Annotated in this window: 27 protein-coding genes; 12 read left to right on the top strand and 15 right to left on the bottom strand. The window is 55.4% G+C overall.

Translation table 11 applies throughout. The features are described from left to right. The 7 genes from ACLL9E_RS04060 to purE all read right to left on the bottom strand — a co-directional run. Positions 1-1,174 (bottom strand): class I tRNA ligase family protein (locus ACLL9E_RS04060; protein WP_411290461.1); only part of this gene is annotated, 1,174 nt, incomplete at its 3' end. Positions 1,175-1,429: 255 nt separating this feature from the next. Beyond that, on the bottom strand, positions 1,430-2,281 hold the full coding sequence (locus tag ACLL9E_RS04055) for a hypothetical protein (RefSeq protein ID WP_411290460.1): 852 nt from the start codon (positions 2,279-2,281) through the stop codon (positions 1,430-1,432). Then, a complete protein-coding gene (locus tag ACLL9E_RS04050) occupies positions 2,278-3,213 on the bottom strand; it encodes a bifunctional riboflavin kinase/FAD synthetase (RefSeq protein ID WP_411290462.1) in 936 nt (311 codons plus the stop codon). The genes ACLL9E_RS04055 and ACLL9E_RS04050 overlap by 4 nt, the downstream gene beginning before the upstream one ends. 154 nt (positions 3,214-3,367) lie before the next feature. After that, on the bottom strand, positions 3,368-4,546 hold the full coding sequence (locus tag ACLL9E_RS04045) for a dipeptidase (protein ID WP_411290459.1): 1,179 nt from the start codon (positions 4,544-4,546) through the stop codon (positions 3,368-3,370). A gap of 20 nt (positions 4,547-4,566) precedes the next feature. Continuing rightward, a complete protein-coding gene (locus ACLL9E_RS04040) occupies positions 4,567-5,061 on the bottom strand; it encodes a dihydrofolate reductase (RefSeq protein WP_411290458.1) in 495 nt (164 codons plus the stop codon). A 20-nt stretch (positions 5,062-5,081) separates the two neighbouring features. Then, complete coding sequence (locus tag ACLL9E_RS04035; RefSeq protein ID WP_411290457.1) at positions 5,082-6,155, bottom strand: 5-(carboxyamino)imidazole ribonucleotide synthase; 1,074 nt, start codon at positions 6,153-6,155, stop codon at positions 5,082-5,084. Between the two features lie 11 nt (positions 6,156-6,166). Next, entirely contained in the window at positions 6,167-6,655 is a 489-nt protein-coding gene (gene purE, locus ACLL9E_RS04030) for a 5-(carboxyamino)imidazole ribonucleotide mutase (protein ID WP_411290456.1), read from the bottom strand. Between the two features lie 170 nt (positions 6,656-6,825). On the opposite strand from purE, the gene ACLL9E_RS04025 reads away from it, so the two are divergent. Beyond that, positions 6,826-7,446 carry a GGDEF domain-containing protein gene (locus tag ACLL9E_RS04025; protein WP_411290455.1) on the top strand — a complete coding sequence of 207 codons (621 nt, stop codon included), beginning with the start codon at positions 6,826-6,828 and terminating at the stop codon, positions 7,444-7,446. 21 nt (positions 7,447-7,467) lie between these two features. Here ACLL9E_RS04025 and gpmA read toward each other — a convergent pair whose 3' ends face one another. From gpmA to ACLL9E_RS04005, 4 genes are all read right to left on the bottom strand, one after another. Beyond that, the gene (gene gpmA / locus ACLL9E_RS04020) at positions 7,468-8,151 is read right to left on the bottom strand and encodes a 2,3-diphosphoglycerate-dependent phosphoglycerate mutase (RefSeq protein WP_411290454.1); all 684 of its coding nucleotides are present in this window, start codon (positions 8,149-8,151) and stop codon (positions 7,468-7,470) included. Positions 8,152-8,194: 43 nt separating this feature from the next. Further along, positions 8,195-8,650, bottom strand: a complete 456-nt coding sequence (locus ACLL9E_RS04015; protein WP_411290453.1) for a GNAT family N-acetyltransferase — start codon at positions 8,648-8,650, stop codon at positions 8,195-8,197. A gap of 9 nt (positions 8,651-8,659) precedes the next feature. Beyond that, entirely contained in the window at positions 8,660-9,796 is a 1,137-nt protein-coding gene (locus tag ACLL9E_RS04010; protein WP_411290452.1) for a M14-type cytosolic carboxypeptidase, read from the bottom strand. A 125-nt stretch (positions 9,797-9,921) separates the two neighbouring features. Next, the gene (locus tag ACLL9E_RS04005; RefSeq protein WP_411290451.1) at positions 9,922-10,512 is read right to left on the bottom strand and encodes a DUF4136 domain-containing protein; all 591 of its coding nucleotides are present in this window, start codon (positions 10,510-10,512) and stop codon (positions 9,922-9,924) included. A gap of 154 nt (positions 10,513-10,666) precedes the next feature. Here ACLL9E_RS04005 and ykgO point away from each other — a divergent pair, with 154 nt between their 5' ends. From ykgO to ACLL9E_RS03970, 7 genes are all read left to right on the top strand, one after another. Next, a complete protein-coding gene (ykgO, locus tag ACLL9E_RS04000; RefSeq protein ID WP_125229386.1) occupies positions 10,667-10,792 on the top strand; it encodes a type B 50S ribosomal protein L36 in 126 nt (41 codons plus the stop codon). A gap of 105 nt (positions 10,793-10,897) precedes the next feature. After that, positions 10,898-11,509, top strand: a complete 612-nt coding sequence (locus ACLL9E_RS03995; RefSeq protein WP_411290450.1) for an HAD family hydrolase — start codon at positions 10,898-10,900, stop codon at positions 11,507-11,509. A gap of 165 nt (positions 11,510-11,674) precedes the next feature. Next, a complete protein-coding gene (sucC, locus tag ACLL9E_RS03990) occupies positions 11,675-12,883 on the top strand; it encodes an ADP-forming succinate--CoA ligase subunit beta (RefSeq protein ID WP_411290449.1) in 1,209 nt (402 codons plus the stop codon). 9 nt (positions 12,884-12,892) lie between these two features. Next, complete coding sequence (locus ACLL9E_RS03985) at positions 12,893-13,135, top strand: hypothetical protein (RefSeq protein WP_411290448.1); 243 nt, start codon at positions 12,893-12,895, stop codon at positions 13,133-13,135. A 136-nt stretch (positions 13,136-13,271) separates the two neighbouring features. Continuing rightward, a complete protein-coding gene (locus ACLL9E_RS03980; RefSeq protein WP_411290447.1) occupies positions 13,272-14,018 on the top strand; it encodes an electron transfer flavoprotein subunit beta/FixA family protein in 747 nt (248 codons plus the stop codon). After that, positions 14,015-14,944 carry an electron transfer flavoprotein subunit alpha/FixB family protein gene (locus ACLL9E_RS03975; RefSeq protein WP_411290446.1) on the top strand — a complete coding sequence of 310 codons (930 nt, stop codon included), beginning with the start codon at positions 14,015-14,017 and terminating at the stop codon, positions 14,942-14,944. Before ACLL9E_RS03980 ends, ACLL9E_RS03975 begins: the two co-directional genes overlap by 4 nt. Before the next feature lie 95 nt (positions 14,945-15,039). Then, the gene (locus ACLL9E_RS03970) at positions 15,040-15,942 is read left to right on the top strand and encodes an energy transducer TonB (RefSeq protein ID WP_411290445.1); all 903 of its coding nucleotides are present in this window, start codon (positions 15,040-15,042) and stop codon (positions 15,940-15,942) included. A 4-nt stretch (positions 15,943-15,946) separates the two neighbouring features. On the opposite strand, the gene ACLL9E_RS03965 is transcribed toward ACLL9E_RS03970, so the two are convergent. Continuing rightward, positions 15,947-16,951, bottom strand: a complete 1,005-nt coding sequence (locus tag ACLL9E_RS03965) for a histone deacetylase family protein (protein WP_411290444.1) — start codon at positions 16,949-16,951, stop codon at positions 15,947-15,949. Between the two features lie 89 nt (positions 16,952-17,040). On the opposite strand from ACLL9E_RS03965, the gene ACLL9E_RS03960 reads away from it, so the two are divergent. From ACLL9E_RS03960 to ACLL9E_RS03950, 3 genes are read left to right on the top strand one after another with little or no spacing between them, the layout of a single operon-like run. Beyond that, positions 17,041-17,847 (top strand): transglutaminase-like domain-containing protein, encoded by an 807-nt coding sequence (locus ACLL9E_RS03960; protein WP_411290443.1) that lies wholly within the window; start codon positions 17,041-17,043, stop codon positions 17,845-17,847. A gap of 23 nt (positions 17,848-17,870) precedes the next feature. Then, positions 17,871-18,098: an AbrB/MazE/SpoVT family DNA-binding domain-containing protein gene (locus ACLL9E_RS03955; RefSeq protein ID WP_411290442.1), complete on the top strand. Its 228-nt coding sequence runs from the start codon at positions 17,871-17,873 to the stop codon at positions 18,096-18,098. A gap of 9 nt (positions 18,099-18,107) precedes the next feature. Then, positions 18,108-18,491, top strand: a complete 384-nt coding sequence (locus tag ACLL9E_RS03950) for a type II toxin-antitoxin system death-on-curing family toxin (protein WP_411290441.1) — start codon at positions 18,108-18,110, stop codon at positions 18,489-18,491. Here ACLL9E_RS03950 and ACLL9E_RS03945 read toward each other — a convergent pair. Together ACLL9E_RS03945 and nhaA are read right to left on the bottom strand one after the other, a co-directional pair. Continuing rightward, positions 18,488-19,801 (bottom strand): hypothetical protein, encoded by a 1,314-nt coding sequence (locus tag ACLL9E_RS03945; protein ID WP_411290440.1) that lies wholly within the window; start codon positions 19,799-19,801, stop codon positions 18,488-18,490. The two genes, ACLL9E_RS03950 and ACLL9E_RS03945, sit on opposite strands and share 4 nt — an antisense overlap. Beyond that, positions 19,798-21,018: a Na+/H+ antiporter NhaA gene (gene nhaA, locus ACLL9E_RS03940; protein ID WP_411290439.1), complete on the bottom strand. Its 1,221-nt coding sequence runs from the start codon at positions 21,016-21,018 to the stop codon at positions 19,798-19,800. The genes ACLL9E_RS03945 and nhaA overlap by 4 nt, the downstream gene beginning before the upstream one ends. A 113-nt stretch (positions 21,019-21,131) precedes the next feature. Here nhaA and ACLL9E_RS03935 point away from each other — a divergent pair, with 113 nt between their 5' ends. Beyond that, on the top strand, positions 21,132-21,290 hold the full coding sequence (locus ACLL9E_RS03935) for a helix-turn-helix transcriptional regulator (protein ID WP_411290438.1): 159 nt from the start codon (positions 21,132-21,134) through the stop codon (positions 21,288-21,290). A 57-nt stretch (positions 21,291-21,347) separates the two neighbouring features. Here the strand turns inward: ACLL9E_RS03935 and ACLL9E_RS03930 are convergent. Next, the coding region (locus tag ACLL9E_RS03930) for a hypothetical protein (RefSeq protein ID WP_411290437.1) at positions 21,348-22,327 on the bottom strand (980 nt) is incomplete at its 5' end.

The following is a 22,327-nucleotide window of genomic DNA, read 5'->3' as shown; positions in this document are numbered from 1 at the left end:
ATTTGCCGTCCCCCTCGACCGCGAATTGAGGGCCGATGCCATGCTCGCGGCACAGCTCGAAATCGTCCTCACCATGGTCGGGCGCCATGTGGACAAGGCCCGTGCCCTGGTCGGTGGTGACGAAATTGCCGGGAAGGAACGGCCTCGGTTTGGCGAAGAACCCGCCAAGGTGATGCATCGGGTGGCGGGCGATGGTTCCGGCGAGGTCGGAGCCAACAAAAGTAGCAATTAGACCTGTTGTCTTGTTGCTGGTGTCGGACCCATCTTCAAGGAAGTGTCCAAAAATTCCGACTCCAGTGCGGGCAAAGAAGTCTGGCTCGAGCTTGGCCGACACCAAAAAGCGTTTGCCGTCAAATGGGCCACCTTGCTGTTCGAAGAGGATGTATTCAATCTCCGGCCCATAAGCCAATGCCTGATTGACCGGGATCGTCCACGGCGTCGTCGTCCAAATCACCGCATGCGCGCCGACCAGTTCCGCAATCGGGCTTTCAACTATCTCGAACGCCACATCGATCTGCGTCGACACGATGTCCTCATATTCGATCTCGGCCTCGGCCAATGCAGTCTTTTCAACCGGCGACCACATCACTGGCTTGGCGCCGCGATAGAGCTGGCCGCTTTCGGCAAATTTCAGAAGCTCCGAAACAATTGTCGCCTCGGCCTGGAAATCCATTGTCAAATATGGATTGTCCCAATCGCCGTTGATGCCTAGCCGCTTCAACTGCTCACGCTGGATATCGACCCAATTTTGCGCATAAGCGCGGCATTCGGCGCGGAATTCTTGCGCTGGGACTTCGTCCTTGTTGAGCTTTTTCTTGCGATATTGCTCCTCGACCTTCCACTCGATGGGCAGGCCATGGCAATCCCAACCGGGCACATAAGGCGCGTCCTTGCCAAGCAAAGTCTGCGTGCGGACGACCATGTCCTTCAGGATATGATTCAGAGCATGGCCGATATGCATGTCGCCATTGGCGTAAGGCGGGCCGTCGTGCAGAATGAACTTCTCGCGCCCGCGACGACGGTTGCGCAATTCGGCATAGAAAGCCTGTTCCTGCCAGCGCGCCAGAATCCCCGGTTCCTTCTGCGGCAGGCCAGCCTTCATCGGAAAATCGGTTTTGGGCAGAAAGACGGTGTCGCGCCAGTCTTGTTTCGGTGTTTCAGCAGGTTCGGTCATATCACCAGCGCCCTTAGCGCAAGAAATAAGGTTTCGTCACCCTGAACTTGTTTATGCGATGCCAAAGTGAAATCGATTCACGCAGTGTAGCCGCGAATAATGGATTGTTTAAAACTGTCATGCTGAACTTGTTTCAGCATCCATAACGCAGCAAAGACCGTTGGGAGCGGTTGAAAAATGGACCCTGAAACAAGTTCAGGGTGACGGGAGAACTTCAAACCTCCGCGCCCTCTGCGCCTCTGGGTGCACCAAATCCTACCGCCGCAGCGCTGGTCCGAGTTCCTCGATATTATCCACCCAGATATAGCCATTAAAGCTGTTCGCAATATCGCCATATTGGTTGACGTCAGTCAGGCCCTTGATCTGCCCGTCCACTACATCTTCGGCGATGACAAGGCGCACATTTGCGTCTTTCATCCGCGCAAGGAAACGGTTCGGCCAGCCCCATAAGGTAAAGCCCAGATCGTCTATCGTCAGCAGCATGGTGCCATTTCTACACGACGCAGGAACGCTGCCCCACAGACCGGAGAGGCGATAATCGGATGCGCATTTGCTGGCCGTCGCGATGGAAAAGACCGAATGACTTGGCCGAAGCCCGTTAATGTAGCTGGCAGTAGCGTCGTCCCCGATAATGATGTTTTGGTCGGCCACATCGATGGCCGGCTTCGGCAGGCTGGCGACCAGTTGCTTTGCGGCGGCTTTGCCTCCCACCTGCCAAAAGATTTCAGGTCTCGTCAGGCCCGATCGCACCTCCGCAACCGTCGCAAGCGGCCGCGCTTTATCCGCCGCACAACTGCTTTCAAACTGTGGTGCAGCACGCAGGCCACTGTCAGTCACAATCGTCGTTACCCGAATGGCGCTGGCTCCGCTGCCAGCCGCCACCTGCAGTGCCGCAACATCAGACCCGACGGTGTTACCGCCAAAACCGCTGTTCGCGCTGGCAACGCAGCCTGCGCTATCCCGGACAGGCTCTGCCGCATGATCGGCCACCAATTTCGGTTTGCCGCTTGGATTGTCTGCCAGCCAGCTTGCCTGAAACAGGGTAAAACCAAAGATCACGGCCGCCAGGGTCAGAATGACCGCCGTCTGCTTGCGCGTGAATGTCATGAACTGCTCAACATATCCCGGGCCTGTTCACAATCCTTCGCCATCTGCGCGGTCAGCGCATCAAGGCTGTCAAACTTGGCCTCGCCGCGAATGAAGCCGTGAAATTCGACCTCGATATTTTGCCCGTAAAGGTCTTCGGAAAAGTCGAAAAAATGTGGCTCAAGTAGTTCCTTGGGCGGATCGAATGTCGGACGAATGCCAAGGTTCGCGGCACCATTGAGCACGCGGCCATCCGGCAACCGCCCTTTCACCGCATAAATGCCATATCGTGGGCGCAGATAATGGCCCATGTCGATGTTGGCGGTAGGATAACCCAACAGCCGGCCGTTTTTATCGCCATGTTGGACAACCCCTTCGACGGCGAACGGCCGGCTGAGCAAGGCGGTCGCTATGGCGCAGTCTCCATCCTTTAACGCATTACGAATTCGGCTTGACGAAATAACGCCGCTGGCATCGACTACCGGGCCCATGGCAATGGAGGATAGCCCGTTGGCGCTGCCAAATTCACGCAGCACATCAATATTCCCGCCGCGCGCCTTTCCAAATGTAAAGTCCTCACCGGTCACGACTGTTGCAACACCCAGTCGTTCAATCAGCAAAAGGGTGATGAAATCTTTGGCGCTGGTCGCAGCCAGTTCGGCGTCGAAATCGAACACCAGCATCGCGTCGGCTCCGGCGTTTTCGAAAAGGCGCTGGCGCTGGTCAAGCGTTGTCAGCCGAAACCAAGGCGTTTGCGGCGCAAAGAAACGGACAGGGTGTGGGTCAAAAGTGGCGATTATAGCGGGACGGCCGGCTGCCCTTGCCTGTGCAATCGCTTCGCCTGCAACCGCCTGATGCCCGAGATGAAAGCCATCAAAATTGCCAAGCGCGACCACGCCGCTACGCAATTCGTCGGGCATCCGGTCTTTGGCAGAAAGGCGGGGGATATTCATCGATACAAAACCGCAGCCCTGAGGAGCAATCGCACCGCGATTGCGTTCGTCGAAGGGCATTTCTCCGCAGAACGCAATGCTTGACCGATGGGCGTCCTTCGACTTTCGCCAGCGCGATGCGCCGACTGCTCAGGACTGCGGTTTATCAGACAGATCATTGCGATTCAACCCTCGGCACCAAACCAGCGCGAATGATGCGAAGCGCGTTTTCGCCCATGGCTGCGCGGATTTCTTGCTCCGTAAAACCTTCATCCATTAACGCCTGCGTGACTTGAACCAGTTGCGAGGTGTCGAAACGAACCGTGGTCGCGCCGTCATAATCAGACCCCAACGCTACATGGCCGATGCCAACCAGATCGCGGACATGCTTCATCGCCTTGGCAGCCGCGCGAGGGGATGTTTCGCAGATTGCACCCTCCCAATAGCCGATGCCGACAATGCCGCCGGTTTTGGCAACGCCGCGTATTTCGTCATCGGTTAGGTTGCGGTTGACCTTGCATGTTGCCTGCACGCCGCCATGGCTCGAAACGACTGGCCGCGTTGCCAGCCCAAGCAGTTCGGCTACGCCTGCATGGCTAAGATGCGCAATGTCGATAATCATGCCCTTGGCTTCCATCCGGCGCACGATGTCGCGGCCAAAGGGTGTAAGTCCGCCTTTTTTAAGGCCATGCATCGATCCGGCCACTTCATTGTCGAAGAAATGGGTCAGCCCAGCCATCCGGAACCCGGCATCATAAAGCCGGTCGAGGTTGGCCGCTTTGCCTTCGAGGTTGTGCAATCCCTCAATGGTCAGCATCGTGCCAACGACTTTTTGGTCTTTCTGCCGCGCGGCAAGCAAGCCGTCGACCTGTATTGCGGTGTTTACAGCCTTAACCGCGCCATTTGACCGAGCCACCGCGTCGTTGCGCTTAGCAGCATGGTAAAGCGAGCGTTCGACAAGTGAGCCCCATGTCTTCACTGGCTGCAACTGGGCAACGGTCAACAATGTTATGTTGTCGGTCTCGTCGCTGTTTCCGTCATAATTTTGTCCTTTCGGCGTCTTCGTTACGGACGAAAACAACTGCAACGCGACATTACCCTCTTGCAGGCGCGGCAAGTCCATATGGCCGCGCGTCGCCGCGTCATTGAGATCGCGATTCCACATCAACGTGTCACTGTGCAGATCGACAATGTTCAACGTGCGATGCAACGCCATTGCCTGGTCACTGACTTGAATGAGCGGCTTGCCGTCAATCTGGTTCATTGACCCTTCGACATAGCCGGGGGCAAAACCGAAAAAGCCGACAAGCGCAGCGCCAATCAACGTCAGCGGAATCCAGTATTTCTTGCGCATATTCCCCCCTAGAAGCGCGACTAAGCCGGCTTACGTACCAGCGTTACAAAGTTGAACGCCGGCGCATCACCGGCCGCAGCATGTGACTCACGGGCAATTTCCTCCCACTTGGACATGTCCCAAGCAGGAACGGCCGCATCTCCTTCGGGACTGGCTGCAATTTCAGTGAGTTCAATGCGGTCGGCGAGCGGCAGAAACAGATTGTAAATCTCGGCTCCGCCAATGACGCAAACATGCGGGCCATTGGCAAGCTTCAGCGCGCCTTCGACCGAATACGCGACCTCGGCGCCGTCTTCTTCCCAACCGGAGTTGCGCGTCAGCACGATATGACGGCGGCCTTCCAGCAAGCCAGGTAGACTGTCAAATGTCTTGCGGCCCATAATCATTGGCCGCCCCTTGGTGACCTGTTTAAAATGTCTCAGGTCAGCCGGGATATGCCAGGGCATTCCCCCATCCCTCCCGATAGTTCCATTGGCGGCGCGGGCGAGGACAAGAACGATTTCGGGGTGATTCATTTGGGGTTCTTGCCGACTTTTTACGACCGATACAAGCGGGTGACGTGGCCTATTTTACGCCCGGCGCGCGCTTCGGCCTTGCCATAGAGATGAAGATGCGCCGCAGGGTCTGCCAGTATCTGCATAAAACGGTCAGCATCATGCCCGATCAGATTTTCCATTTCGACCCGTTCAGCAACCGTTTCCGTACTGCCAAGTGGCAGTCCGCAGATCGCGCGGATGTGGTTTTCGAACTGGCTCGTGGTTGCGCCTTCGATGGTCCAATGCCCGCTATTGTGCACGCGCGGCGCGATTTCATTGAATAAGGGGCCTTGGGCGCTCGCAAAAAATTCAGCGGTAAACACGCCGACATAATCAAGGGCGGCTGCTACCGAAGCGGCCATATCGCGTGCAGCTGGCTGCTGGCTTTCGACCAATATTCCGGCTGGCAAATTTGATGTCGATAATATGCCGTCAATATGTAGGTTGCGTGAGCTGTCCCAGAACCGAATGTCACCATCCTGGCTGCGCACCAATATCACGGAGAATTCGGCGTCAAACGGCACCAACGCTTCGGCAATTAACGGCTGCGCCCCCGTCCGTGTCCAAGCTCCCGCAATATCTTCCTGCGCCATGATGCGCGACTGGCCTTTGCCGTCATATCCCATGCGGATTGTCTTCAGGATGCACGGTATACCAACGGACTCAATCGCCGCCGGTAACGCGCTCTCGTCTTGTGCCACTGCAAATGCCGCAGTTTTCCCACCGAGGCTGCGGACAAAATCCTTTTCAGCGGCCCGATCCTGCGCAACCTCAAGCGCCTTGAGTGGCGGATAGACCGGAACAAAGTCAGTTATGGATTTGAGCGGCGTCACTGAAACATTTTCAAATTCAAAAGTCACCACATCGCATGCTTGCGCGAATATCTTCAGCGCCGCCAGATCATCATAATCAGCAACAGTAAATTGCGCAGCCACATCGCACGCGACATTGTCCCCGGGGGGCGCGTAAATATGGCATCGATATCCCAGTTGCGCCGCAGCGACGGCGAGCATGCGGCCAAGCTGGCCGCCGCCCAATATTCCAATTGTCGAACCGGGGGACAATACACTCATTGGGGGAACCTTCACTCAGGCGTTTCGGCGACCGAAGCGGTTTGTGCTGCGCGCCATGCTTCCAGACGCGCGGCGAGGCCAGCGTCTTCATTGGCGAGCATCGCTGCGGCAAGCAAAGCCGCATTGGTCGCACCAGCCTTGCCAATGGCCAGTGTGCCGACAGGGATTCCTGCGGGCATCTGGACGATCGACAACAGGCTGTCCATGCCATCAAGCGCCTTCGACTGCACAGGTACGCCCAGCACCGGCAACCGCGTCATCGACGCCGCCATGCCAGGTAAATGTGCCGCACCGCCAGCACCCGCAATGATGCATTTCAGGCCTCGATCCACCGCGCTCTTTGCGTAGTCATACAAGCGTTCTGGCGTACGGTGCGCGGAAACTACCTTGCACTCGTGCGGGATCTGGAGCTCGGCCAATGTCGCCGATGCCTCGCGCATCGTTTCCCAATCAGAGCGGCTACCCATGATGATGCCAATAAGCGGCGCTGCTTCGGTCATTGGTCACTCCCCCGACACATGTGATGTCATGGGCCTTAGCGTTGTGACAACCGACGCGCAATCCAACAACGACGTCTTTGGACCAAACACCCTCACCGGGAAATTAACTGTAAACTCTTGCTTTTAAGCAGAAATCTGGTTTGAAATCATAAACTAATAGGGTATTCGGCATGTTAGAATCTTTCGGACAGTCGATCTTGAAAAACAATGCCGTAAAAATGCCACGTGTCGGAAAGACGCCCCCGCAATCGGCCTTGGAACGCGAGAATAGAGCGCTTAAGGCCCGACTGGCAAAGTTGGAAAGGCTTGTGGTGTGCGACACGCTAACGCCCTTATTCAACAGACGACATTTCATGGATGAATTGAGCCGATGGTGTTGGCGTACGCATCGTTATGGTGGTGAATATGGGCTATTGTTTATCGATGTCGATAATTTGAAAAGCGTCAACGACGGCCATGGTCATCTGGCGGGTGACATTATGCTGACTGCCGTTGCCAAGGCCCTCTTGGCGTCCGTAAGACGGTCAGACGTCGTCGCACGTGTCGGTGGGGACGAGTTCGCCATATTGTTGGACAGCATTCCTGCAAGCATCATCGCCGGAAAAGCCGCAAACATCACAGAAGCTGTGGCCAAACTTGAAATTCCCTATCAGGGCCATTGCTTGATACCGAATGTCTCCGTCGGCTTCACCCCGCTCGAGGCGGGCGTCAAACCCGTGGAACTATTATTGCGTGCTGATCGCTCGATGTACGCTGCAAAACAGGCAAAGGGCATGGATCAAGATCGCTAGCGCGGACAGTTGCCCCCGCGGTCAACGCTCGGACAGATAATAATAGTCGCCGTTCAAATTATCATCCAGTTCATACACGATGGGCTGACCAGTCGGGATTTCGAGGCCGCTTATGTCGGCGTCGGAGATGCCGGACAAGTGCTTGACCAGAGCACGCAAACTGTTGCCATGTGCAGAAATCAGGACAGTCTTGGCGGCCTTTAGCTCGGGCACGATGGCGCTCGTCCAATACGGGAGTACGCGGTCGATAGTGTCTTTCAAGCTTTCCGACGCGGGAATAGAAATGCCTGCATAGCGCGGATCAGAGGCCAGATCATAAGGCGATCCAGCATCAAGCGGCGGCGGCGGAATGTCGAAACTGCGGCGCCAGATCCTGACCTGATCATCGCCATGCTTTGCGGCTGTTTCCGCCTTGTCGAGTCCCGTCAGCCCGCCATAGTGCCGCTCGTTCAATTGCCAGTTCTTGGTCACCGGCACCCACAAACGCCCCATGGCCTCAAGCGCGAGGTTGAGCGTTTTGATCGCGCGCGTCTGGACGCTGGTAAAGGCGGTGTCGGGCGTGATGCCCTTTGCCTTCATGAGTTCTCCCGCTGCCCAAGCCTCCGACGCGCCCTTTTCGGTAACGTCTACATCCCACCAGCCGGTAAAGCGGTTTTCAAGGTTCCATTGCGATTGGCCATGGCGGATGAGGATAAGTTTTGGCATGAAAAGTTCCTGTTCTATTCGGGCGCGCCCTAGCGCAATCTGTCTAGATCGCCAAGGTCATGAAACGGCTGAAGGGATCCTCGACATAATTACCAAATGGCGCGCAATATTTAAATCCATGCGCTTCATATAGCGTGCGCGCTGGCAAAAAGCCCTCGGACGACCCTGTCTCAAGGCTGAGCCTATGGTAACGTCGACGACGACCCTGCGAAATGATGTGAATCAACATTGCTGCGCCCACACCCTTGCGCAGATGGTCGCCATGTGTGCGCATAGACTTGATTTCGCCATGATCGTTCGAAAGCTCTTTAAGCGCACCACAGCCCGCAAGCTTTTCGCCGTCCCATATCGACCAGAAAGTGACATCGGGGGCGTTCAGCCCGTCAAAATCGAGGAAATGGCAGCTTTCCGGCGGAGAATTTGCAAGCATTCCGGCAAAATGCGATTCGAGAAGCGCGCGTATTTCCACGCCGGTCAGGTCGTCTTCGATGATGCGCATAACTGCTGTTCAAACCATCTCCGCAAGCGTTGCCAAACATTCGCGCGCCAGTAACCGGCACCGTTCGGGGGACCAGCCCTGTTCTGGATCATTGCCATGGACAGTGTCTTTATACGGCATTTCAAGCGTCATCGACACGCACTGGTGCGATGGGCCAAAGCGTTCGGCCAGCTGATTGGTGGACATCGACAGATTGGCTTTCCCAGGCTCGGCTTTTGAATAGCCTAATGCAGTCTGGAAATCCGGCGTGCGCGCGGCAAGGCGGTTGATGAAGGCGTTATAGCGGTCGCCCTGATCATCGGTCCAAGACGGGATGCCCTCAAATCCAGCCATGAACGCCGCTGGAATGGCTTCATCGCCATGGATATCCATCGCCCAATGCACACCTTTATCATCCATAGCATTTCGGATGCCAAGCACTTCTGGGCTGCGTTCGGCCGACGGTTCGGCCCATTCGCGGTTCAGGTTCACGCCAAGATAATTGGTCCGCAAATGCCCGCGGCAGCTTCCGTCGGGATTACAGTTTGGCACGATATGCAAACGGCATTTTTCCAACAGCACGCGTGTATGCGGGTCGCTGAGGTCCGTGAGCATATCGAGGGCACCTTCCATCCAATATTCGGCCTGCGTCTCGCCGGGATGCTGGCGCGCGTATAGCCAGACCTGCGTTTCGCCACTGCCCATTTCGAGGCAATCGATCGGCTGCCCCTCTAGGCTGTGGCCAAGGCAACGATAGGTCACGCCTTCAAGCGATGCAGTCTCGGCGACAAGGTCATGGTGCCGTTCCATGCTATAAGGTGCGAAATAGGCAAACCACGCGATGTCGCTTGCAGGCGTGTAACGGATGGTCAGAGTGCCGCCAGCTTCGGCCTTGTCATAACCCGTGTCGGCGCGGCTCCAGAAATCGCGGTCTTCCGAAACGCATGCGCGATAATCAGGCCAGCCACCAGGATAGGCGCTGCTTTCGAGTCCGGTGATTCGCAATTCCAGTTCTTCGCCAGCGGTGCAAGCAACGCGAAAATGGAACCATTGCGCAAATTCCGAATCCTTGTCCTTGCGGATGGTAAGCGTCGCCATATTGCCATCCATGGCGTGGACGATGATATTGCCACTGTCGAAAGCGGCGTTGATGTCAGTAATCGGCATATTGGGTTCGCTCTCGCTCGCAAGGCGGTACCTGCCCACTCCCCCACCCGGCCACCCGGCCACCCAACAAGCGTAACCTGAATGGGGTGGCCTTGTGGGGGAGTGGGCAGGTACCGCAATTAATTCTAAGGTATGCGAATAGTCTCACCAGACACGCCGGGGAAGTCCTTAAACAATGCTTCGGCCAATTTAGAAGCCGCAATCCCCGGTTGCGCCGCAGGAGAACCTGCCTTGGCAGCTTGAACCGCCGTCCCTTCCCAAATGACCAACTGGTCGCTGCGCCGCAGAATGCGCACGCCAAGCGTCGTTTGCACCTGAGTCGCCGAACCGCCGCCCAAATTGATGCCAAGGCCGACCCCCAAGCCTGAGCCATAACCGCCCGTAGAACCGCCAACACCCACAGAAACTGGCGAGCGGCGCTCGGGGCGAATCGTTGTCGCACCGAAACGCACCTCGGCAATAACATCCGACTGGCCGCCATCATTGCGATATCCGACCCGCTGCATCTCGCGTGCTACTGCAGCTAGATATGGCGACCCAGCCAGCGATCGGTCGGATACCGATTCGCCTACAAGTGTCACCATAAAGCTGCCGGTTCCATAAGGCACGTTATCCGCGACTCGGTTAAAGCGCGTGACCTCAACAGGGCCAGTTGGCACAACGCAAGCGGTGAGAAGGGAAAGCGCAAGAAGCGGTAAAAGCCGGGCAGTTTTCATTTGGACATCCTTAAACCTGTCTTATGCCATATCAAGCGATGTATGTGGGCTGAATCCGCAAACACGGCCAATCACGCTTGACTTTACGGTGCCTGCCCCATAGGAGCGCGCCTTCAATTCAAAGCTTCATGCATTTATTAGACGGGTAAATCCGATGAAAGTCGTTAATTCTCTGAAGTCGCTCAAGGGCCGCCATCGCGACAACCGCGTGATTCGTCGTCGTGGCCGGACCTATGTCATCAACAAGACCCAGCCACGTTTCAAAGCGCGTCAGGGTTAATTTGGCCCTACCTGCGTTACGCAGGTAGTTGGTTCAGGCAAAACGCCGCTCCGAAGAAGTTCGCGGGCGGTTTTTTTGCGTCTTCTTGCCTTTCAGGATGATTGCATGACCAAGATTACAACCGTTGTGTTTGATGTCGGAAAAGTCCTGTTCGAATGGGACCTGCGCTATTTGTTCGCAAAGCTGATCGACGACACAGACGAACTCGAATATTTCGTAACGCATATTGTCACGCCTGAATGGCATTATCAGCATGACGCTGGACGGTCGCTTGAGGATATGGTTGCGGAGCGTATCACTGAATTTCCGCAATATGCTGACCTCATTCGCGCGTATGCGGCCCGAATCACCGAGACGATCCCTGGTCCTGTTGCCGGCACGCATGAAATTGTGGGTGAACTGGCGCACGCCAACATCCCGTTATTTGTCATCACGAACTTCGGGGCGCAATTTTGGGAACGTTTCCGGCCAGCCCAACCCATTTTCGACCATTTCGACGATATCCTTGTGTCGGGCGTTGAAAAGCTCATGAAACCCGACCCTGCAATTTACGCCCTCGCGCTCGAGCGCTTTGGGTTGCAGTCGGGTGAAGCCATTTTTATCGATGACAATCACGACAATGTCGTGAGTGCCCGCAATAATGGCTTTGCCGCGCATTATTTTACCGATGCGGCGTCGCTTCGAACCGAATTGGTTGCGCTCAATATATTGCGCTAAATTTTTGCTCGCAGAGGCGCGGAGGCTGCAGAGAAGAAAATTATCATCTCTGCGCTCTCCGCGCCTCTGCGTGAACCAAAAAACATCGGCGCAGCCCTTCCCTTCACCGCCCGTCTGTGCTTAAGCGACCGGCGAAACACTCCATTCCCGAGGACGTAATTTCCCATGAATATCCATGAATATCAGGCCAAAGAACTGCTCGCAAAATTCGGCGTGGCCGTGCCTGCCGGCATCGCAGCGTTAAGCGTCGAAGAAGCCATTGCCGCTGCCAAGCAATTGCCCGGCCCTTTATATGTGGTAAAATCGCAAATTCATGCAGGCGGTCGCGGCAAAGGCAAGTTCAAGGAGCTTGGCCCCGATGCAAAGGGCGGCGTGCGGTTGGCGTTCAATCTGGACGAGGTTGAGGCCCATGCAAAGGAAATGCTCGGCAATACATTGGTGACAATCCAGACTGGGCCAGAAGGCAAGCAGGTCAATCGCCTTTACATCACTGACGGCGCAGATATTAAACAGGAATTCTACCTGGCCTTGCTCGTTGACCGTGCAACAAGCCGTATCGCAGTTGTCGCATCGACCGAAGGCGGCATGAACATCGAAGATGTCGCGCATGACAGCCCTGAAAAAATCCACACGATCGTCATCGACCCGGCGACTGGACTTCAGCCACATCACGGCCGCAGCGTCGCAAAAACGCTTGGCTTGACTGGCGACCTTGCCAAGCAGGCGCAGACAGTCCTTACGGGCCTGTACAACGCGTTCATCGGCACTGACGCCGAGCAAATCGAAATCAACCCACTCGCGGTGTGCGAAGGCAAGAATGGCGACGAGCTTTTGGTGCTTGATGCCAAGGTCAGCTTCGATGGCAATGCCATGTTCCGGCACAAGGACCTCGCCGAACTGCGCGATCTGACCGAAGAAGACCCTGCCGAGGTTGAAGCGTCGGAATATGACCTTGCCTACATCAAACTCGACGGCAACATCGGCTGCATGGTCAATGGCGCTGGCCTTGCCATGGCGACGATGGATATCATCAAGCTGAATGGCGAGTTTCCCGCTAACTTCCTCGACGTCGGCGGCGGCGCATCGAAGGAAAAGGTGACCGCAGCATTCAAGATCATCCTCAAGGATCCAGCCGTAAAGGGTATCTTGGTCAACATTTTCGGTGGCATCATGAAATGCGATATCATCGCCGATGGTATTGTCGCGGCTGCAAAGGAAGTGAATCTCTCTGTCCCGCTCGTGGTGCGTCTTGAAGGCACCAATGTGCAGCAGGGCAAGGATATCCTCGCCAACAGCGGCCTTCCCATCGTGTCAGCAAACGACCTTGGCGATGCCGCAGAGAAAATTGTAGCAGAGGTGCGCAAGGCGGCGTAAGATAGTGTCATGTCGGAAACGGTCGAAAATCTGATGCTCGAACATCTCAAGCGTTTTCAAGCTACGCTTGAGCGTATCGAAAACAAAATCAGCGAATTGACCACCCGGCAGAATGAAACGCACTCGGCGGTAATCGGCCTTCGACGCGATCAAGCTCAAGATGCTGAAGTCTCGGCGCATTTACAAGTGCAACTTGACGCCGTTCGCGAGCGGTTGGACCGGATTGAACGTCGGATAGAAATCACAAATTAGGGACCGGCGTCGTTCAAACAATTACGTCGGATTTCATAACAGATGTGCTTGACGTTCACGTAAACGTCAAGCATAGGCACATGAGATTGGACGGGCATCCACCTGTCACATTGAGTCGGTATGGAAGGATGAGCACATGAAGATCATCGTCCCCGTTAAGCGGGTCATCGATTATAACGTAAAACCGCGGGTTAAGGCCGATGGTTCGGGTGTGGACCTGGCTAACGTCAAAATGAGCATGAACCCGTTTGACGAAATCGCGGTCGAAGAAGCACTGCGTCTGCGCGAAAAAGGCGTGGCAACTGAGGTTATCGCGGTGTCGATCGGACCAGATAAGGCCCAAGAAACACTTCGCACAGCGCTCGCGATGGGCGCGGATCGCGCGATTCTCGTCGTTGCAGAAGATGTCGAGCCGCTCGCGGTTGCCAAGATCCTTGCGAAGATCATGGACGAAGAACAGCCTGGTCTCGTTATTTTGGGCAAGCAAGCCATTGACGATGACAGCAACCAGACAGGCCAGATGCTCGCTGCGTTGACTGGCCGTCCGCAAGGCACCTTTGCCAACACGGTAAACGTGTCTGGCGACGAGGTGCACGTGGCCCGCGAAGTCGATGGCGGTTTGCAGACATTGTCGCTCAAAATGCCAGCCATCATCACGACGGACCTGCGTTTGAACGAGCCACGTTATGCGTCTTTGCCAAACATCATGAAGGCAAAGTCAAAGCCACTCGCGCAAAAGACCCCTGCCGATTATGGCGTTGATGTGAGCCCGCGCCTCAAAACACTAAAGGTTGTCGAACCACCAGTGCGTAGCGCCGGTATCAAGGTTGCCGACGTCGATGCGTTGGTTGCAAAGCTCAAGGAACTGGGAGTGGCCGCATGAAGACCCTCGTTTATGCCGAACATGACAATGCATCATTGAAGGATGCAACGTTGGCGGTCGTGACCGCTGCATCGCAAATTGGCGAAGTGCATATCCTGGTCGCTGGATCAGGCTGCGGCGCTGTCGCAGAACAGGCAGCCAAGATCGCTGGCGTGAGCACGGTCCATGTCGCTGATGACGCTGCTTATGCGCAACAATTGGCCGAAAATGTCGCGCCGTTGGTGGCATCGTTGATGGCAACGCATGACGCATTTTTGGCACCTGCCACTTCGAACGGCAAAAATATCGCGCCACGCGTCGCCGCTTTGCTCGACGTCATGCAGATATCGGACATTCTTTCGGTTGAAAGCGCAGACACGTTCACGCGGCCAATCTACGCGGGTAACGCCATTGCCACTGTGCAATCCTCCGACGCCAAGAAGGTGATCACCGTTCGCGGCACTGCCTTTGCCAAGGCAGAGGCCAGCGGCGGATCGGCTACCATCGAAGCGGTCACTGGCGGCGGCGATTCAGGTACGTCGACATTCGTCTCGGCCGAGATCGCCAAGCAGGAACGTCCTGAACTCACGTCTGCCAAGATCATCGTGTCTGGCGGACGCGCGCTGAAGGATGCCGACACCTTTGCGGCAACCATCTTGCCTTTGGCTGACAAGCTTGGCGCTGGTGTTGGCGCAAGCCGCGCTGCGGTCGATGCAGGCTTTGTGCCCAATGATTATCAAGTCGGGCAGACAGGCAAGATCGTCGCGCCAGAGGTGTATATCGCGGTCGGTATTTCCGGCGCGATCCAGCATCTCGCGGGTATGAAGGACTCAAAGATCATCGTCGCGATCAACAAAGACGAAGACGCGCCGATCTTTCAGGTGGCGGATATCGGATTGGTCGGTGACCTGTTTACGCTGGTCCCAGAGCTGGTGAGCAAGCTGTAAACGATTGTAATAAATTAAAAATATATCGAGGGCGGCCAGAAATGGTCGCCCTTTTTGCTTGCGGATGGCGCATCATTTTGTCTAGCATCCCTCACATGAAAAAAGCACTTCTGATTTGGCTCACTGCCATCGCCGTAGCATCGCCATCCTCCATTTCTGCTGCACCGCCTGCGCCCCTGATATTGAAACCTTCCTCCAAATGGCAGGTAAATTACGCCGATGATCAATGCCGACTTGCGCGTCAATTTGGTGAGGGCGAAGAAGCGGTCTTGTTATTCATGGACCGCTATGGTCCGGGCGAATATTTTCGCCTGACCATTGCTGGTAAGCCAATCAAGATAAGTGCCGAAAAAGGCGAGGCGCAGGTACAGTTCGGGCCGACGGAGCAAGAACAGCAACTTTCCTTTTTAAATGGCAATCTTGGTAAGCAGCCTGCATTGGTGTTTGCGGGCAACGAGCGCATTGCCCCGCTGAGCGCACTGGAGCTTTTGGCAAAGAAAAATCAGTCTCAAAAAGAGCCAGTTCCGCTCCAGCCGATTAGTGACGAACGTATGACCGCAGTGAAATTTGTGCGTTTAGGCAAGCCGCTGCGTAAACCTGTGATGCTTGAAACGGGACCGATGCGCGCGCCCTTGGGCGCGCTAGATAAATGCATCGACAATTTGATGACGACATGGGGCGTGGATGTTGAAAAGCACAAGAACATAAGCCGCCGGGCACGGCCGCTGCAATCGCCGGGGGAATGGATTAAATCTTTTGACTATCCACGCGACATGCTCTTTGCCGGACAGCCAGCCCTGGTAAGTTTCAGATTAAGTGTGGGGGCCGATGGCGTACCTACCGCCTGTCATATTCAGGTTACGACGCGGGCTAAGTCGTTTGACGACGCAGTATGCAAATCCGTTATGAAGCGCGCGCGGTTTGAGCCAGCGTTGGATGCGCAAGGCCAGCCACTCGCGTCCTTTTATCAAAACTCGGTTCGGTTCGAGATACTTTAAACGTTCAAAACCCGCTGAGAAAGCTCGCGAGATTGTCGCCCAACGCGTCCACGGCATAGCCGCCCTCGGTAACTATGACCGTTGGCAACCCCACAGCCGCGATGTCGCTGGCCAATATCGCGTAATCATGGGTTTGAATCGCGAAATTTGCGATTGGGTCACCGGCAAAAGTATCCGCGCCAAAACTGACGATCAGCAAACCCGGCGCAAAGCGCGCGATCGCGTCCAGCGCCTTTGCCTGCGCGGCGCGAAAAGCGGTTAGCGTCGTGCCTTGCGGGAGCGGAAAATTCAACGTCGCCCCTTCCCCTTCGCCCTCGCCGCGCTCATCGGCATGTCCCCAGTAGAATGGAAAGTCGGTGGCCGGGTCAGCGTGCACTGACCCGTAGAACACATCGCCGCGGTCCCAGAAAATATCCTGAGTGCCATTGCCGTGGTGATAGTCGATATCAAGGATCGCAACGCGCTCGATTCCTGCATCGCGCGCCGCCTGTGCCGCGACAGCGGCCTGATTGATGAAGCAGTAACCACCGAGATAATCCGCACCGGCGTGATGCCCCGGGGGGCGACACAGACCAACCGCAACGCTATCGCCAGCCAATACTGCGTCCAGTGCCGATAAGGCGCACTGCGTACTCCAATAGGCCGAAGTCCAGCTGTCAGCTGTCAAAGGTGTTGAACTGTCCATGCTATACCGCCCCGCAAGTGCATCAATGCGGGTGAGGTTCAAATTCCGCCGACCAACCACTGGCCAGACATAGCCCAAGACGTCACCCTGCCTGCCTGCTGCAACCCAGCGGGCGTGTGCTGTCTTGAGATATTCAATATACCCTGCGTCATGCACCCTCAATATCGGCGTGTCCTGATGGTCGGTGGGCGATTCTATTGCGTGCAATTGTGCGCAAAAAGCCTCGGCGCGTGCGGGCGTCTCGGCATAAGGAACAAAGGCTCCATTATGCAGCTCTTGCGTCGGTGCATGGGCAAGTTGGCGAGGGTCAAAAAACAGACGCATATCGAAGGCTATTCCATGTTGGGTCGTCCAATCGCATAGCGTCCCAATACAGGCTTTGCGAGTGCTTGCGCGATGCGCGGAAATATCCGATGGCACCGCGCATGACCACAGTCGAAATTTCAGCGAATCTGCATTATAATCTGCCAAATCCAGCCGATGTCCTGTTGGCGGTCGAAGCCATTCCTATGGACGACCAGCGGCTGATTACCGATTTGCTCAAGGTCAAAGGTGATTGTTCACCGCTCAAGACAATTGAGGGGATGGATGGCTTGGGCAGGCGCACATGGTTGCATGCGCAAGGGCGCATCGACATCAGCTATACCGCAACCATTGCCATCGACCGCGCAGCGACGGATATTCAAGGCCGCGACACCGTACCGCATCTGGATTTGCCGCCTGCCTATATCGAATATCTGATGCCAAGCCGTTATTGCCCGTCCGACCGGCACGAAAATTTTGTCGTCACGCGCTTTGATGGCGCAACCAAGGGCGACCAGATTTTGCAGATGGCCGAGTGGATTTACCAGAATATCGCATATGCGCCCGGTTTTTCACCTATTGGAGCGACTGCCACAGACACTTTCATTTCGCGGCGCGGTGTGTGCCGCGACTTTGCCCATCTGCTGATCGCCTTTGCGCGGGCAGCTGACGTGCCTGCACGCATGGTGTCGGCTTATGGCCTTGGCATCGACCCACCCGACTTTCATGCGGTGGTTGAGGTATATCTTGAGGGACACTGGTACCTTGTTGACCCCACCCGCCTCGCGCCCGAAGAACATCTGGTCCGCATCGCCGTCGGCCGTGATGCAACCGATATCAGCTTTATGACTATTTTCGGTACTGCCAATATGATTTCGCAATCCGTGAACGTCCATCTGGCAGACTTGCAGACATAGCGGTTTTGTGTTATAACGTACGTATGAACGAAACTGTCAAAATCATTAAGGTCGGCAACAGCGCCGCGATTATCTTGCCAAAGCGCGACCTTGATCGGCTGCAAGCCAAGGTGGGTGACGTTTTGACGAAGCTTGATACCGAAAGCGGGCTTGAGCTGAAACGCTATGATGCCGATTTCGATGCCCAGATGCAGGTTGCCCGTGATGTGATGGCAAAGCGGAAGCGTGCTCTTCGCGAACTCGCCAAATAAGTCTCGTCCATGTCACGACAATGGATCTGGGTGACGCTAGACGTTGCCATTGCCGCCCACGCAGAACAAATTGCGGAACATGGTGGCGGCGAAGGCATACGCGAAGCTGGATTGCTGGAAAGTGCCATGGCGCGTCCCCAAAATCTTGCGCTCTACAGCAATCCCGATTTAAGCGAACTGGCGGCGAGCTACGCATATGGCATTGCCCGCAATCACCCATTTGTTGACGGAAACAAACGCACGGCCGCGGTAGTCAGCGAAACTTTTCTGGTACTTAACGGCGGAACCCTTCTAGCAACTGATGCCGAGTTGGTCGTCGCGTTTATCGCCCTCGCCGCCGGAGAATTGTCCGAGGACGAGCTTGCCGACTGGTTCCGAAGCCATCTCGCTTAAGGCAAAAGGTCCGACGGCAGCGTGGGTTCGCTCAATATCTTCTCCATCCGGCGCCAGCGTTCGGTCTCGTCCGGATTGCCGCGCTCGATATAGCCCCGAACCAGGTCCTTCCCCCAGCCATAATTGATCACATAACTGCGATAATGATCGGTAAAGCCGATGGATTGTTCAGCGCGCGCTGGCGAGAGCAACAGATATTTCTGCGTCAATTCCAGTGCCTGCGGTCGCGTGATTTCACCGTCGAGATACATTTTCGCGATTGTCAAACGTGCGCCTGACAACGCTTCGGTCATCTGCTGCATTTTCCAAAATGCCTCGGCACCATTCGGGTCGAGCCCGGCCAACGGATAGAGAACATCGCGTTCATAGGCCAAACGCTCTTTCGCCGGGAACGCAAGGTCAATGCCGTAATTCGCGCTACCTTCGGACAGCACGCTCGTTGGGCTGTACAAAGGATTGACCTCATATTCGTTCCAGCCATTTTTGCGCGCCAAACGCTCTTCGACCAACAGGTTCAGCACATGGTGGCCAGGATATCCTTCGTGACATCCAAGGTCCACCGCACGGCTGATACGGATGGGAAGGTCGGTGTTAATCTGAATCAGGCTTTTATAATTGCCCTTGTAATAATTGTATCCCGACCACGGTTTGCCGGTCACAAATTCCATGTCAAATGTCTCGCCAGCAGGCAGGTTGATATGCCGGGCCGTGCGGCGTTTGCATTCGGCAATAGCTGCATCAAACACCGGCTTCAGCCGGTCTTTGGGAATGGCATATTGCTCGTTAAAGCTATCCACGCGCATCGCGAGCTCGCCGTTGCCCGGAACAAGCTTTTCAAGGCCCGCAAGCATTGCGTCATAATGCGCCAAAGGCTTTAAGGCAGGTACAGTCGCAAACTGCCCTTTCGCTTCATCATCGAATGAAAATTTGCGTCCCTGAAGCATCTGCAATCTTGTCTCTGCCGCGGCCAGCATACCGCGCAAGGCGAGCGCACGACGACGGTCCGGGGTATCTTTTATGCCTGGCAGGGCAGCATCAATTGCGGGCGTGAGTGCACGGGCCTCGGTAATCAATGCGGGCAGCGCGCGGGGATTGGCCTTCGCGGCGGCGAGTAACGCAGGCGGGCCATAATACGCATCGACATATTCCGCCTCATGCGTCCCTGCTTCCAACGTCAACCGAATATACGCATCGGATATGCTGGCAATCGACATTGTCTGCCCGACCGGTGATGCGTCCGACACAGGGGCAATCGTGCTGCAACCCGATGCGAGCAAGGCCAAAGGCAAGATATAAGCACGAACTTTCATGGGGAGACTCCGGATTGCTGATTGCGCGGGGTTGCCAGTCGTAAAACCATATACCCCAAGATTGCCGAAAGGATCGACCCCATAAGGACACCGATTTTCACGGCATCTGCTTGTTCAGGGCCCGTGAAGGCAAGGCCGCCGATAAACAGGCTCATCGTAAAACCAATGCCGCACAATAATGCCACGCCATAAACCTGAATCCAGCTCGCATTTGCCGGACGCACAGCGACACCCAATTTGACAGCGACCCAGACGCTCGCAAAAATGCCGACCTGCTTGCCAAGGAACAATCCAGCCGCAATGCCCAAGGGCAATGGCGCTGCTAATGCCGCCAGATTTGTACCTGCCAAAGACACGCCTGCATTCGCAAAGCCGAAGATGGGGACGATGAAAAAGGCGACTGGCTTTAACAATGCATGCTCAAGTCGGTGGAGCGGCGAATCTTCTGCATCGGGCGCGGCGAGCGTCCGGTGGAACGGAATGGCAAATGCGGCCATAACGCCTGCGATTGTCGCGTGCACGCCCGATAGCAAGGTCGCATACCACAACAGTGCCGCAAGTATCAGATAGGGCCAGAGGACATTTACACGCAGACGGTTCAGCGCCATCATCACCAGCCAGATCGCGCCTGCTGCAGCCAGTGCCATGATGTTCAGTTCAGCTGTGTAAAACAAAGCAATAATTGCAACCGCGCCCATGTCATCGACAATCGCAACCGTAGTCAGAAACAGCTTTAACGAAGCCGGTGCGCGGCTTCCCAGCAGCGCAAGCACGCCAATGGCAAATGCGATGTCGGTAGCAGCAGGTATCGCCCAGCCGCGTTGCAATGCAGCATCGCCGCCTGCGACAGCAAGATAGATCAGCGCCGGAACGATCATGCCTGCGGCCGCCGCTATCATTGGAAGCCGGCGATCGGCCCATGTTGCCAGATGTCCGTCAACAAATTCGCGTTTAATCTCCAAACCGACAAGCAGAAAGAAAACCGCCATGAACCCGTCGTTAATCCACAGATGGACAGTCATCGGGCCAAGTTTGGGTGTCAATATCGGCCCGGTTTCCGCATGGATGAAGTGGGCGTAATCTTGTGCAAAGATGGAATTGGCAAGAAGCATGGCCAGCGCTGCGGACGCCATCAACAATATGCCGCCCGCCGCTTCGCTTGCCAGAAACGCACGCAATGCAGAAGGGGCGCTGCGGTGAAATGGGTTTTTGGTCATAAACTTCCTATGCCCACGTGACCCTGTGATAGCAAGCAAAGGCAAATTATTGAGCAATACCCTTGCGTTAGCCAGTTAGCTTAGTCTAGAACCTTAGTTAAGGGGCAAGGACCATGGCCAACTTAATGCTGAAGAAAATTTTCATCGATTCTAAGATTTCGACCAAGGCGCAATTACCTCTTGAACTGACGGAGGGTCAAAAGGCTTGCCTGCGGCTCGTCGCGCAACATTACACGTCAAAAGAAATAGCCCGGGAGCTCGGCATTATGTAGGAGTTACAGGAAGCCCCGCGCCGATAGGCGGGCGCTGTGATTAGATGGCTCACAAACTCACGTAGCATTATTGCCAAAGCGACAACGCTTGGACTCTTTGTCACTCAGTTCATCGCCCCAGTGATAGAACGCAAAGTTAGTTCGCCTGATGTTATCGAAAGCGTCTCGATACTGAAGAAAACCGTAATGGACGACAGCGGCCTTCCGTTGGGCAATTTTTTGTCGATGACCTTGAATCAAGCCATCGTCCATATAGGCATAGCTCCATTGGTTATCGTTGGGACCGAGCGTTATATCGGTAGAGGCAACAGCATCACCTTCACCAATTCGCCCCTGTTCCGAAGGATTAAAGTTTCGGGGATCGCCTTGCACAATGATTATATCTCCGCACAAAGCGAGATCGTAAGCGGGCGTTCTACCACTGTTTTTGATATTATACGGCAATCTAGAAAAACCTTCATAAGATTGATTGACGCCCCCAGGTTCAACGCTGACATAGGCCCTCATTTGACGTTGTTCACTCGCTGTGCGCGCTTGGTCTTCTATTCTGCTTTTGATCTTCCCAGCAAATTCGGCTTGTCTTGCTTTGGAAGCAGCGCTGCGCGCAATGCTGTTAGCCTCTTGCATCGCCTTAGTAGCGTCACCTGTATCTTTGACGGCCTCGCGAGTAAGCATGATCTGCCAAAGCAAAAGACTGATACCGATGGCACTAGCAACTACGCCATAGAGCGTCCAGTTAGCCGATTTTTCAGCAGCCTTCGCAGCGCGCCATTGAGCGCACAGATCGCTTTCAGTTTCGCTTTTTGGATTATCGCAGGGGGTTTTTTCCACTACGGCAGGGGCGATGTTGGAGACGGTAGACAACGCCCGATTTTTATCGGCATAGCTATTCTGATAGGGCTGATACCGTTCTTGTGGATTTGGCAGGCCAGTTAAATATGAGCCCAGTCCAAATGCAATAAGCAGCGCAGCGATTAAAGCTGCAAATGTGAGGCCTCGATAGCCGCTAGGCATTGAAGCAAAAATGCAGCCGTAAA

Origin of the sequence: Sphingorhabdus sp., assembly GCF_046596595.1 — a bacterium.
GTDB lineage: Bacteria > Pseudomonadota > Alphaproteobacteria > Sphingomonadales > Sphingomonadaceae > Sphingorhabdus_B.
Note: the sequence above shows the minus strand (reverse complement) of the source record. Positions and strands in the feature narration are given on the sequence as shown.